12 protein-coding genes are annotated in these 13,143 nt (G+C 58.8%); 2 read left to right on the forward strand and 10 right to left on the reverse strand.

All coding sequences use genetic code 11. From position 1 onward, the window contains the following. Positions 1 to 71 precede the first annotated feature (71 nt). Together QRN33_RS05695 and galE are read right to left on the reverse strand one after the other, a co-directional pair. On the reverse strand, positions 72 to 308 hold the full coding sequence (locus tag QRN33_RS05695) for a hypothetical protein (RefSeq protein WP_016775457.1): 237 nt from the start codon (positions 306 to 308) through the stop codon (positions 72 to 74). Between the two features lie 232 nt (positions 309 to 540). Further along, the gene (gene galE / locus QRN33_RS05700) at positions 541 to 1,557 is read right to left on the reverse strand and encodes a UDP-glucose 4-epimerase GalE (RefSeq protein ID WP_285407540.1); all 1,017 of its coding nucleotides are present in this window, start codon (positions 1,555 to 1,557) and stop codon (positions 541 to 543) included. 386 nt (positions 1,558 to 1,943) lie between these two features. Between galE and galU the strand changes: the two genes are divergently transcribed. Next, positions 1,944 to 2,777 carry a UTP--glucose-1-phosphate uridylyltransferase GalU gene (galU, locus tag QRN33_RS05705; RefSeq protein ID WP_024013613.1) on the forward strand — a complete coding sequence of 278 codons (834 nt, stop codon included), beginning with the start codon at positions 1,944 to 1,946 and terminating at the stop codon, positions 2,775 to 2,777. Between the two features lie 33 nt (positions 2,778 to 2,810). Then, complete coding sequence (locus QRN33_RS05710) at positions 2,811 to 3,224, forward strand: mannose-1-phosphate guanylyltransferase (RefSeq protein ID WP_285407543.1); 414 nt, start codon at positions 2,811 to 2,813, stop codon at positions 3,222 to 3,224. 115 nt (positions 3,225 to 3,339) lie between these two features. Here QRN33_RS05710 and QRN33_RS05715 read toward each other — a convergent pair whose 3' ends face one another. The 8 genes from QRN33_RS05715 to QRN33_RS05750 form a co-directional block, all read right to left on the reverse strand. Next, positions 3,340 to 4,473: an SGNH/GDSL hydrolase family protein gene (locus tag QRN33_RS05715; protein ID WP_285407545.1), complete on the reverse strand. Its 1,134-nt coding sequence runs from the start codon at positions 4,471 to 4,473 to the stop codon at positions 3,340 to 3,342. A gap of 177 nt (positions 4,474 to 4,650) precedes the next feature. Continuing rightward, the gene (locus QRN33_RS05720; RefSeq protein WP_252874835.1) at positions 4,651 to 5,700 is read right to left on the reverse strand and encodes an acyltransferase family protein; all 1,050 of its coding nucleotides are present in this window, start codon (positions 5,698 to 5,700) and stop codon (positions 4,651 to 4,653) included. Between the two features lie 12 nt (positions 5,701 to 5,712). Then, a complete protein-coding gene (locus QRN33_RS05725; RefSeq protein WP_024013616.1) occupies positions 5,713 to 6,816 on the reverse strand; it encodes a hypothetical protein in 1,104 nt (367 codons plus the stop codon). Continuing rightward, positions 6,807 to 8,039, reverse strand: coding sequence for an MATE family efflux transporter (locus QRN33_RS05730; RefSeq protein ID WP_285407549.1), 1,233 nt, complete (start codon positions 8,037 to 8,039; stop codon positions 6,807 to 6,809). The genes QRN33_RS05725 and QRN33_RS05730 overlap by 10 nt, the downstream gene beginning before the upstream one ends. Beyond that, a complete protein-coding gene (locus tag QRN33_RS05735) occupies positions 8,036 to 9,148 on the reverse strand; it encodes a polysaccharide pyruvyl transferase family protein (RefSeq protein WP_042609060.1) in 1,113 nt (370 codons plus the stop codon). The genes QRN33_RS05730 and QRN33_RS05735 overlap by 4 nt, the downstream gene beginning before the upstream one ends. 15 nt (positions 9,149 to 9,163) lie before the next feature. Further along, entirely contained in the window at positions 9,164 to 10,246 is a 1,083-nt protein-coding gene (locus QRN33_RS05740) for a glycosyltransferase (protein ID WP_285407553.1), read from the reverse strand. Positions 10,247 to 10,286: 40 nt separating this feature from the next. Further along, the gene (locus tag QRN33_RS05745) at positions 10,287 to 12,509 is read right to left on the reverse strand and encodes a polysaccharide biosynthesis tyrosine autokinase (RefSeq protein WP_064361420.1); all 2,223 of its coding nucleotides are present in this window, start codon (positions 12,507 to 12,509) and stop codon (positions 10,287 to 10,289) included. 39 nt (positions 12,510 to 12,548) lie between these two features. After that, positions 12,549 to 12,989: a low molecular weight protein-tyrosine-phosphatase gene (locus QRN33_RS05750; protein WP_016775466.1), complete on the reverse strand. Its 441-nt coding sequence runs from the start codon at positions 12,987 to 12,989 to the stop codon at positions 12,549 to 12,551. Positions 12,990 to 13,143 lie beyond the last annotated feature (154 nt).

Below are 13,143 nucleotides of genomic sequence, written 5' to 3' on the forward strand. Positions count from 1 at the left end.
GGGCGAATCCAAAAAACAAAGTCACCCGACTTGCGTCGGGCGACTCTGTACTGCACTAACAAATGTTCCTGTTAGTTATGCGTGCCGGTTGTACCGGTGGTACCTGTCGTACCGGTGGTACCGCCATTGGCACTGCCACCGCTGTTGGACGCCGCTACAGCACTGGCAACCATTGCAGTACTGGCGGCGGGCGCTTGCGAAGCCGCCACACTGCCACCTACATTGGTTACCGCTGTCAACGGCGCTTCAGCTGCGGCAGCCCAGTTGCTCAACATCGTCAACAGGGCAACTGCCATCACTTTTTTCATAACAACTCCTTTCTAACATTCGACCTGTTAAAAAAACCGGTCTGTGTCAGAGCTGGTAGCGTTCGAGTCCGCAAAGAGCGCGAACACGATCCGTTGTTCTTTCACAGTCTTACCCAACTGATAAAAGTCGAACGGCAGGTTTATATCTACGGACTTGCAAAAGGCATTGCCAGTGTAATTTCCCGACGTTATCTAACAACCTGACTGAAACTAACATCGAACTAAAAGGCCATCATCGCGAATAACCGTTGGGGTGATTCGATTGCCAGCGCCAAGTGTCGGCGACCATGTCCTGCAAGTTGCGCGTGGCCTTCCAGCCGAGTTCTTTTGCGGCTTTCGAAGCGTCGGCGAAACTTTCGGCAATGTCACCAGCCCGACGCGGCATCATCCGGTACGGCACCGGCCGCCCGCAGGCCTGTTCGAACGCATGCAGCACTTGCAGCACGCTGTAGCCATCGCCGGTGCCGAGGTTCCAGGTGTGGATGCCGGTGCGTTCACTGATCGACTGCAACGCCTTCAAGTGGCCGTCCGCCAGATCGACGACATGGATGTAATCGCGCACGCCGGTGCCATCGGCTGTCGGGTAATCGTTACCGAAGATCGACAACTCACGCAGGCTGCCGACCGCGACCTGGCTGATATACGGCACCAGATTGTTCGGAATGCCGTTCGGGTCTTCGCCCATGTGCCCGCTGGCATGGGCGCCGATCGGATTGAAGTAGCGCAGCAGTGCGATGCTCCAGCGTGGCTCGGCGAGGCTCAGGTCGCGCAGCACATTCTCGACGATCAGCTTGGACTGGCCGTAGGGATTGGTCGGATTGCCCGTCGGAAAATCCTCGCGGATCGGCATCTCCTCAGGTTCGCCGTACACCGTCGCCGAGGAGCTGAACACCAGTCTGAACACCCCCGCCGCCGCCATCGCCTGACACAGGGTGATGCTGCCGCCGACGTTGGTTTCGTAGTATTCGAGCGGCTTGCGCACGCTCTCGCCCACGGCTTTCAGCCCGGCGAAATGCAGCACGGCATCGATCTGATGTTCGCGGAAAATACGATCCAGCAATGGGCGATCGCAAACATCGCCGCGAATCATCCACGGACTTTTGCCGCAAATGGCTTCAACGGCGTGAAGTGCTGCGTCGCTGCTGTTACAAAGATTATCCAGAACGACAACTTCATAACCTGCCTCAAGGAATGCAAGTGTGGTATGCGAGCCGATATAGCCGGCGCCACCCGTTACCAGAATCTTCATAGCGCGATCCGTCATTGAATAAATACCCGGTAGCGTGTCAAGCCTTGCCTGGTGGATATGCGGGGCAATTCACACAAACAAGGCGACAACAACCTCAAACAAATTTAGTTCAACCACTGGCAATAAATATTTTTGCCAGCCAAACTATCTGCGGATACTTATTAGCACTCCCCGTGCACTTATCACTATCAACGGATACCGACTAAAAATAACTTAGAACGCAGTACTCGACATCTCATAACATTAACGCCTTTTAACGGCGCAACTAATTGCCACCCACAGCCTGACTCGGGTATTAAAGTAAGCCTTCAATAATCATTGAAACTTGCCGCCATTCTCTGGTGCGCAACCGTCGCCTGTGTTCCATGACTGTCCAGGATACTTTTATGATTCGTAAATGTTTGTTCCCCGCTGCCGGCTATGGCACGCGTTTCTTGCCGGCAACCAAAGCCATGCCGAAAGAGATGCTGCCGATCGTCAACAAGCCGTTGATCGAATACGCCGTTGAAGAAGCACGGGACGCCGGTCTGCAACACATGGCCATCGTCACCGGCCGGGGCAAACGCGCGCTGGAAGACCACTTCGACATCAGCTACGAACTCGAGCACCAGATTCGCGGCACGGAGAAAGAGAAATTCCTGGCCGGCACCCGTGAGCTGATCGACACCTGCACCTTCTCTTACACCCGTCAGGTGGAAATGAAAGGTCTGGGTCACGCGATTCTCAGCGGCCGTCCGTTGATCGGCGACGAGCCGTTTGCCGTGGTACTGGCCGACGACCTGTGCCTGAACCTCGAAGGCGACGGCGTGCTGTCGCAAATGATCCAGCTGTACAAGAAATTCCGCTGCTCGATCGTTGCCATCCAGGAAGTCCCGGCCGATCAGACTCACAAGTACGGGGTGATCGCCGGCGAGCTGATTTCCGAAGGCATCTACCGGGTCAACAACATGGTGGAAAAACCGGCACCGCAGGATGCGCCGTCGAACCTGGCGATCATCGGGCGCTACATCCTTACGCCGGATATCTTCGACCTGATCGCCGACACCGAACCGGGCAAGGGCGGCGAAATCCAGATCACCGACGCCTTGATGAAACAGGCGCAGAACGGCTGCGTGCTGGCGTACAAATTCAAAGGCCTGCGCTTCGATTGCGGCGACGCCGAGGGTTATCTGCAGGCGACCAACTTCTGCTACGACAACGTGTACCTCAAGGGCCGCTGAGACGGCTTTCCACTTCCCCACAGGCAGGCAACCATGAACATTGCACAACATTCGACAGAGATTGAACGTGAGGTGGGCAACCTCGGGGTGATGACCTGGTTGTCGCGCCATCAACCGCTGCCCAGCGCCAACGAAACCTGGCTGGGCACGATTCTGCTGGTGGAGCGGATCGGTGTGTTTCCTGCGTCCGGCGATATTCGCCGGCCGATCCGCGATCCCTACCCGCTACTCGCGCACCTGAAGGCGCTATACGGTGGACAAGCGCTGGAGATGGACGACCGCGATGGCCTGAAAGTGATTTTCAGCGACTGGCGCTTTCGTGTGCGCATCTGCTGCAATGACCCGGCGATCATCATCAACGTTGAAACCCGTTGTGATGCACGGTTGATGCCGCAGAAGCTTGACGAACTGCTGGGGCTCATCGACGCCTTCAAGCACGACGCCTGATCACCCGGGCTTCACGCCAATCCATTGTGGGAGCGAGCCTGCTCGCGAAAGCGGTGGCACAGTCAGCACTTGGGTATCTGACACGGCGCCTTCGCGAGCAGGCTCGCTCCCACATTCAAATTTTTGCAGCGCTGCCGCACCCAGTCTCGTGCCCCATGATCCAGCCATAAAAATAATCGGCAATCACCTTCCCGCCCGTGGCCGGCAATGGATGAATCCTGTCCGGGCCGATCATCGCGCTGGCGTAGCGTTTGACGTCGGAGCCGAATGCGCATTGCAGGTTGGCGAATCCGAGATGCTGTTCACGCGCCCAAGGCTCGAGCACCTGCGCATAGGCCGACATCGGGTAAGCGCTGGAACGCGTGGTGTCCTGGCGCATGATCAGGTTGATGCTCGCCGCCGGCTGGATCTCGCGCAGCATGCTCACCAAGCCCTGAACGTTCTGCAGATACTGCGCAGGCTTGACACCAAAGCCCTGATCGTTGCCGCCGAGCATGATCAGGTAAACGTCGGCCGGAATCTTCGACACCACGGCTTTCCATTGCGTCTGCCACTGCGGATCGGCGTGATAGAAATCGGCCGATGCCGCACCTGACGCCGCCAGTTTCGACACCCGCACACCCTTGTGCTCGTTGCCCAGCCACAGGCCGAACAGCGTCGGCGCGCCTTTCACCACTTCCAGTTTGAATGACCAGTCTGCGGCTGAAGGAGCGCCGGGTAGCGCGACTTCCTGAACGCCCGAGCCTGCGAGCTGCAACGGGCGCCAGTCTTGCGTGGGCGACCAGCGATAGCGCAGTTCGTCGGATCCGCCGTTACCCAGATACAACAGTTTCGCCTGAGTCACCGCGGTATCGATGCGCGGCGAAGGGTTGGCATCCACCTGCAACCAGGCGCCAGGTTTGCCGCTGATCGTGCGACTGTCCGGGCTGGCCTGGCCCAGCTCGGAAACCTTCCAGTCGCCACCGAAGTATTTGTCGCTGCTGCGGGTGTATTTGAAATGCGTGCCGCCCAGCGCCGCGCCGTGATTGAACCCGACGTAACCGGGGCCGGCGAAACCCACCTCGGCAGCCACTCGTTGCACCAGTTTGTTCAGGTAAAAATCCTGCCCGGCGGTGTAGCTGTCGCCGATCACCGAAACGGACAACACCTTGCCGGCCTTGCCCTCGCGCCATTGCGCAAAACGTTCGCTGGCATCCTCTACCGTGATGGCCGAGGTGGCGACTGGTTGAGGGGCGTCTACTGGCATCATTCAATATTTCCTTTGTCCGGGATGGCCCTTTCGCGAGCAGGCTCGCTCCCACAAGGATGTGTGACTTGCACGGATCCACTGTAGGAGCTGACGAGTGCAACGAGGCTGCGATCTTTTGATCTTCGCAAGCCACGGCAAAAGATCAAAAGATCGCAGCCTCGTTTCACTCGTCAGCTCCTACAGGGATGATTGCGTGTGTACCACGGGGGTGACGGGCGCCAACGGTTTCTTACTCGCCGCGCGCTCGCCAAGGAACAACACCGAGGTGAAGTTGAACCGACTGAACACCATCGCCAACACCACCGGCCCGAGCAAACCGCTGCTCAAACCACCGAGCACCAGCAAGCTTTCATCTTTCACGCCCATGCGTCCCAGCACAAACCGCGAGGTCGCCGCGAACAGCACATGAAACAGGAAAATCGCATAGGAATATCCGCCCAGCCAGGTCAGCGCTTTCGAGCGCATGTCACTGGACAGCAACGCGATGCAAGACACACACCCCACCGTCAGACCGATCACACTGCGACGATCGACAATCAGCTCACGATCGATCGCCGCGACATACAGCAACGTCAGCGAAATCAGCACAAACAGCAGCGGCCCGAGCACCTTGAAACGCTGCTTCAAAACATCGACATTTTCCTGGCCAATCATCCCCGCGACGAAAAACGGTAGCAGGTATATCGCACCGTTGATGCCGAACGCATCCAGCGGCAACGGCGGCAGCAGGAACAACACCGCGGCAAACGCAAACAACCCATACAACCGCGTCGCTGAACGCAGCAGGCCGCGCCATTCCAGCAAGCCGACGAAGATGAAAATGATGAACACCGCCTGCAGGAACCAGAAGTGGTTGATCGGCACCCAGAACGACAACAGCGCATCGATCACGCCGACGTCCTTGTTCACCCCCGGCCCCACCGCTTGCAGCACCGAGAACGGCACGCCGACGCACAGCAGCGGCACGATCAACCGGCGCACCTTGCCGCTAAAGAACGCGGAAAAGTCATTGCCGCGAATCTTGTAGATCGAATAGATGTAGCCGGAGATAAAGGTGAACAGCGGCATGCGCACGTACACCATCGAGTCGGCGATGACCCGGAACGGCGAGCCGATGTCGATCTTCAAGCCGCCGCCCAACGGACCGATGACGTGATAGAGCACCAGCAGCAGGCACGCCAGGCCGCGCAGGGTTTCGATCTCCAGGGATTTTTTCTTGCTCGACATAGAGCACCTGCCTTAAGTGAGAATGCGTGATTCGACCTGCGCCGGCTTGTTCGCGCGCAGCATCAAGCCCAGGCCGACGAACAACACCGGCACGACCATCGAGAAGTGGCGGGCGAAGGAGCCGAAGTCCGGCTCGAACAAGCCTTGCACCAACAGGAATGCCAGCGGAATCGCGATCAGCTCCTTGGGTTTGGTCTGGATCGGCGCGCCCTTGTAGTCGGTCGACGTGATGACCTTGAACAGCAGCAGCGCGGTCATGATCATCAGCGCAACGAAGATCACCTGCCCCGGCCCGGACAGCAGAATCAGCTCCACAGGGAACGACAGGCGGAAGAAAATGATCATCGAGTCCAGCGCCTGGGAGACGAAGTCGCTGCCGCTGAGCCACGAGACGATCAGCGACTTCGAACCCTCTTCGCCTGCCGTGCGCAGTTCGTTGTTGCTCGCGCGAATCGACGACACGGGAAAGCCCAGCGCCAGCTGAATGGCCATGGCCACCGCCAGATAAAACAGGAACAGCATCAGAAAGAAGGTGAAGCGCGACACGTACTTTTTCATCACACAGACGCCGACCCACGACAGCGAAAACAGGATCCAGTACGGCCGGATCAGCACACCGTAAATCACCGCCGAGAGGAAAAAACCGCCGCGATATTTGCGCGTCAATGCGCTGAGCAGAATGCTCAACACCGCCACCGAGACGATGATTTCCTTGGTCAGGTTCTCGAGGAAAAACGAACGCACGATGCCCCACAGACACAGGGTGCCGAAGATGGTCAGCGGCATGCGCCGGAACACCACCACCGGAATCGCCGTGAGGAAGAAATTGCAGAACATGCCGTAGGCCCAGGCATTGGTCAGGTTGATCCCGGTGGGTCGCAGCAGGAACGCCGAACACTCGTAGGACGAACGATCCGGCGAGAACGGGTTCCAGAAATTGCAGTTGTCCGCGCGCGCATAGGACGACCACAGGGTCATCGCATCCGGCCCCGGATCGCGTGGCACCAGCAGCGGCATCGCCACTGACAGGAACAGCCCGGTGAACAGGATCAGAAAGGAAATCGACGAATCGAATTTGCGCCCGCGAAATTCGATGCGCGGCAGTTTCAGGCCCATGACAGCGCAGCCTTTTTCGCGCCGGTGACGCGGGTCAATAACGCGATCACGCCAAGCTGCACGACGATGGCAAAGACGTTGCCCCACGCCGCGCCATAAATTGAGTAATGCTTGATCAGCACATAACTGACCGGCACCGAAATCAGCAGACAGAGGGCCGCGCTGGCAAGCGACACCCGACTGTTCTTCGAGGCAATCAAACCGCCCCAGACGATGTCGCCGATTGCACGCAAGGCGAAAGAAAAAATCAGCACCGCGAGGAGAGCATTATCCGGACGCGGCACGCTGCTGGCGACGTAATCGAGCACCAGGTTGAAAAACACATAGATCGCCACGGCCACTACGGCGGAGATCAACAGCGAGCGCATCACCCATTTGTTGACGAACAGTTGCCTGACCGTGAACGCCTGCTGATCCGCCTGAAAACGCTTCGCCAGCACCGGGATGCCGACCACCGCCACTACTGCGTACGACAACGCCTGCAAAGTGTTGGCCGCCGACCACGCGTAGACATATTTTCCGAGGCTGGCGTAGGGTTCCAGATCGATGATCAGAAAGCGTTCGGCGTACTGACTCAGGGCGATCAGACCGGTGCCGAGATAGAACGGCAACCCGGCCTTCCACACCGTCGCGGTGTCCAGCACCGCTGCCTCGCGACCCTTGTGCACGTTCACCACGATCAGGTATCCGGCGATGATCACCAGCACGTTGGCGGCGACCCACAGCCACAAGACGCTGGCGATGCCCGCGACCCTGCCAAGCATCATGCCGCCGACCGCCAACATGGCCCAAAGGCCGGTCTTGATGAAGAACAGCAAGGCACCGGCGGTGGCTTTCTGTGCGGAGAACACAAAGGAATTGATTTCGAACGACAGGTGCTCGGTGAGCAGCACCAGGGTCACGCAAAGGACCAACGTGGCGGTTGCTTCCACCGACTGAAACAGCGAATAGATCAGCACGGTCAGCACCGACAACAACAGCCCCACTGCCAGGTACAGCAGCAGGACTTTATCGACCACCCGCCGCGAACTGCCGCCGACGCTGATCAGCCGATTGATCTCGGAACTGAAGCCGACGCTGTAGAACTTCGAAGCGATCAGCGACGCCGCGACCACCACGCCGTAAAAACCCAGCGCCTCGTACCCGAGGTAATGGGTGATGGCCAACACCAGCAAGAACTTCGCGCCCAACGCTCCGCCGCGAAGCAACAGCCGAAATATCATCGAACGACACCCTTGATGATCTCGTCCATGGCCACGGTTTTCGCCTCGATCTCGCGGCAGGTGTCGGTCAGACGCTTGCCGAAATCCGCCAGCGCATTCGGTGCGTAAACGGTGTTGATGATGGTATCGACGTCGATGTCGCCGCCATTGATCACCCAGTCCTCGACGCCCATGTCCTGATAGGCGCCAAAGCCTTTGCGCTCGTAGCTGATGTGGTACGCCGGCACGCCGGAGAGCAGCGATTCGATGGCGCCGTGCAGACGCACCGAGATCACTAGGTCCGGCTGATATTTGGCGATGGTTGCCTTCAGCGAGAGCAGGTCTTCGTTGATGCCCAGCTCGCGGTAGAACGCGCCGTCATCGTTGCCACGCACCGCGCTTTGCACGGCGCAGACCACTTTGCTTTTGTTCTTCAGACGCTGCAGCAGCAGTTTCAGGTTGGCCACGTAGGCGACCTTCTTTTCTTTGCTCCACTCCGGCGGCTTGCGCAGCACCACGCACACTGTCGTCGGCGAGGCGGCGCAGCGGGTGAATTTCGGTTGCTGAAGAATCTTGCCTGCCAGCGATTGCACGGCCAGATCCGGCGCGCGATAGACGTTTTCGCAAGCGTCGAAAATCGCCGAGGAGCGGTTGTCGCGCACGAACACCGCATCGGCGCTGGCGTAATGCTCAACGATCTTGTTGCTCTCGCCATGGAACGGGCCAATGCTCTGCGGCAGGTACACCGACGGCACCTTGCTGAGGATCGCCGTTTCCAGTTGCTTGGCGTGGCCGAGCTTCAGCTTGATGTGCTCGAACGCGCTCTTCGAACGCATGTAGCCACCGCCGACACCGACGATCAGATCGGTCTTCTTCAGCAGCTCGGCGAGCCCGGCGTAGGACTGATTGAGAAACACCGCTTGCTTGACCCGGCCCAGGCCTTTGGCCGCCATCACCGGCGCATCGAAACGCGGGTGCGGCAGATAGCTGAACGAGTCGGGATCGGACGCCACGACATTGATCGCGGTGTCTTCACCGAAGTTACGCTGCACCAGAGCAATGGCCAGATCGACAAGCAGACCGTCACCGGAGTTGGACGCACTGTAGCCATGCAAAATCGTTACGTTCATAAGCTTGAGTTCTACTTAATAAGTGGGAGCGTGATACAGGTCGTAGGTCTGGCGGATCATCAATGCGGCGCTGAAGCGTTCACGGACGATGCTCCGGCCTTCATTGCCGAGGTCGAGCAGGCGCGGCTTCTGGATGATCGTCAACACGTCGGCCAGCGCCTGGTGGTCGCCGGACGGAAAGACGTAGCCGGACACTTCATTGGTGACCAGTTCCGGCAGCGAGGTGCAGTTGCTGGCAATCACCGGCAGCCCCATGGCCATGCCTTCCAGCGGCACCATGGCGAAGCCTTCCCAGCGACTCGGCACGATCAGCGCATCGGCCTTCTGATACAGCGCCTGCACTTCGCTCGGGGTCACCCAGGGCAGGTACTCGACGGAATCCATCGGCGGGCACTCCACCGAATCCTCGTTGACCGCACTGCCGACCACGGTGAGTTTCAGGTCGTTGCGATTGACCTTGGCGTAGGCCTTGAGCAGCACGTCGAAGCCTTTCTGATAGTCCAGGCGTCCGACAAACAGCAGATGAATCGGCTCGGCGCCAGCACGCTTCGGCGCCTCGTCCTTGTGGTGAATGCCGTTGTAGATCAGCTTCATGCGCTTGCGCTCGATGCCGAAGCGCGCAGCTTTGTCGAGTTCGTACTGGCTGACGCAGATGATCACGTCGGTGACTTTCTGCAGCACCCGTTCGATCCACGCGTAGACCTTCTGCTTGGTCGGCGAGCTTTCCATCAGGAACGAAAATGCGTGCGGGCAATAGACGATTTTCGGCTTGCGCCACGGCCGCAACAGCACGCAGACACAACGGCCGATCACTCCGGAAAAAGTGCTGTGCAGATGCACGATGTCGGGTTTTTCCTTGAGCAGCACCTGGCTCAGGCGCCAGGCGAAACGCAGCAGCGACGTCACGTTACGGCCACTGCGCGGGAAGGTGCGCACCTGCTGCGGGGCGATGCCGTGCAGTTCTTTGGCCTGATCCTCCGGGACCAGATAGACCAGTTGATAATTCGCCGCGTCGTCGTCGGGCGATGCCGAAATCGTGCGGATCACCGTCGCCACGCCACCTTTGATCGTCTCTGCCACGTGCAGTATTTTTTTCACAGCTCACCCACTTCAAACAGGAAAGAACAATCGGCAATCATCAGGATTTGTCGGACGCGTATTCGTAGTTGTAATAGCCAGTGCCGCCGTAATAGCTCGCTGCACGCTTCTCGACGCCGTTGAACACCGCGCCTTTCAACTCGATGCCGTTCTGGGCGAAGCGGCGAATGGTCAGTTCGATTTCTTTGGCCGGGTTCACGCCGAAGCGGGTGACGATCAGGCTGATGCCGGCCTCACGACCGACGATGGCGGCATCGGTCACCGCCAGCAGTGGCGGCGTGTCGATGATCACCAGGTCATAGCGCTCGCTGAGTTGCGCCAGCAGCTCACGGAAGTTGGCGTGCATCAGCAACTCGGAAGGATTGGGCGGCACCTGTCCCCGGCTGATGAAATGCAGGTTGTCGATCTCGACAGTGTTGATCGCCTGCTCGAGGGTGCAGCGCTTGACCAGCAGGTCGGACAGACCGTTGCTGATCGGAGTGTTGAGGGTTTTGTGCAGGTGCCCTTTGCGCATGTCGGCGTCGATCAGCACCACGCGCTGGCCGCTCAGGGCCATGACCGCCGCGAGGTTGGACGAGACAAAAGTCTTGCCGACCTGCGGGCTCGGCCCGGAAATCATGATGCGGTTGTTGGTCGAGTCGAGCCCGGCAAAGTGCAGGCACGTGCGCAGGCTGCGGATCGATTCGATCGACAGATCGGTCGGATTGCGCAGCGCCAGCAAGTAGGCCGGTTTATCAACGCCATCCCGGGCGCGGCCTTTTTTACTGTCCTCTTCCTCCTGCAAGGCACTGTAGGGAATCGACGCATAAACCGGCAGGCCCAACTGCTCGATGCCCTCCGGGCCTTCGAGGCCTCGACTGAGGGATTTGCGCAGCAACACCAGGGCCACGCCGACGAACGCACCGAGCAACGTCGCGATCAGCACGATCAGCGGTTTCTTCGGTTTGATCGGGCTGGTCAGGTCGACGTCAGCGGTGTCGATCAAACGCACATTGCCAACGGCCCCGGCGCGGACGATGTCCAGTTCCTGGGATTTGTTCAGCAACTGCGTGTAGATCTGCGAAGCCACTTCAACGTCGCGGGTCAGGTTGAGCAATTCCTGCTGGGTGGCGGGCAGGTCCTGAACCTTGCCTTCGAGGGATTTCTGCTGTTGGGTCAGCTCGCCGATCTGCGTCATCAGGGCGCGATAAGCCGGGTGCTGTTTGGTGAACTTGCGATCAAGCTCGGCCTGCTGCATTTTCAGTTCGGAAATGCGCGTTTCCAGCGCCACCGACTGGCCCAGCACCGACTGGGTTTCCAGCGAGATATTCACGGTCTTGCCATGGGTCTGGTAGGCATTCAAGGCGTCGCTGGCCTTGGCCAGATCGCGTTTGACCTGCGGCAACTGACTCTGCAGGAACGCCAGGCTTTGCGCGGCCTCCGCCGAGGTGCGGCGCACGTTTTGCTCGACGTAGAGCGAGGCGATCTTGTTGAGAATCTTCACCGCTTCGCCAGCGTCGGAGCTGGCCAGCGCCAGACGAATGATCCCCGACTCCTTGCCTTGCTCGGAAATATCCAGTGCGTCCTGATAGCCCTGAATGGTCACGATCCGTGGATTGCGCACCACTTGAAAACGCGTACCGGGGTTGGCCGCCAGTTGCGCGATCTGCCCTTCTACACCGTCGTTGGCAAACGCTTCACCGGCCACACCTTCGGCGAGCAGATTGTCGTTCTCATCGAACAGCTGGAAGCGCTGTTGCTCGCCCGCGATCAGGGTGAGTTTCTTGCCGAGCAGGTCTTTCGGCAATTCCAGCCGTGTGAACTCCAGACGCTCACCGCCCCAGGCATAACTGCTCAGACCGAAGCGCGGCGGCGCGACGCTGGTCTCGCTTTCGCCGCGATAGCGCCGCGAAAGAAAGCCGCCGATCAACGGAAACGTGTTGGGAGTGACGTCGATATCCAGGCGCAGGTCATCAACGGTTTTGCCGATCACCGCGCGGGATTTGATGATGCCGATTTCGGTCACCGATGGCGATTGCCCACCGAGCATGCTGTTGAGGTCGGAGAAACCGAGCATGTCGTTCTTTTTCGGTTCGACCTGCACCAGCGCGTTCGCCAGATACACCGGCGTCGCCAGCACCGCATAGGCGACGCCAGTGACCATGAAGGCACCGGTCAGCGCGCCGATCAGCCACTTCTGGTCGATCAGGCTGCCAAAGATGCCGAGCAGATCAATACTGTCTTGATCATTGTCGCGGGAGCCGATTACGGACGGTAACTGCATAAGTCTGTTCTTACCATTCACTGTTCTGAAGAATATTCATCAATGCCCGAGACGCTTTGCCCATGAACTAACAGCATCTTCAATCAATGCGTGGGCATGAATAAAAGCGGCCTTGCCTTGACGATACGGGTCATGTATTTCGCGCTCGCTCTGCCATTTGCCGAGCAGAAACACTTTGCCTCTGGCGTGCGAGGCAATCTTCAGCACTTGATTGACGTGGGCCTTTTCCATGACCAGGATCAGATCCGAGTCATTGACGATGTCCGAAGTCAGTTGCCGCGCCTTGAAAGCCTCGGCGCAGTGCCCGTGTTCTTCGAGAACCTGCCGCGCCGAGGCTTCGACGCCCTCGCCCACGCGGGCGGACAGGCCGGCGGAGGACACCGTGATGGCGGACGGGCCCAGCGCGTTGCGCAGCAGCAGTTCAGCCGTCGGACTTCGGCATATATTGCCCACGCAGACAACGAGGATCTTTTTGAACAAGTCTTGCTTTCCTGTGTAATATCAAACAGCCAACATGCGGTGAAAGTTAATGAACCCCCACGACTTTCCTGCACTCAGAAATAGCTTCGCCCTGTTAGTACAGGAACATTAAGTACCACAGCGTTTTAAGCCGCCCCAACCACAATTAGCGGAC

The organism is Pseudomonas sp. FR229a (assembly GCF_030209115.1).
In the GTDB taxonomy this organism is placed as follows: Bacteria; Pseudomonadota; Gammaproteobacteria; order Pseudomonadales; family Pseudomonadaceae; genus Aquipseudomonas; species Aquipseudomonas moraviensis_A.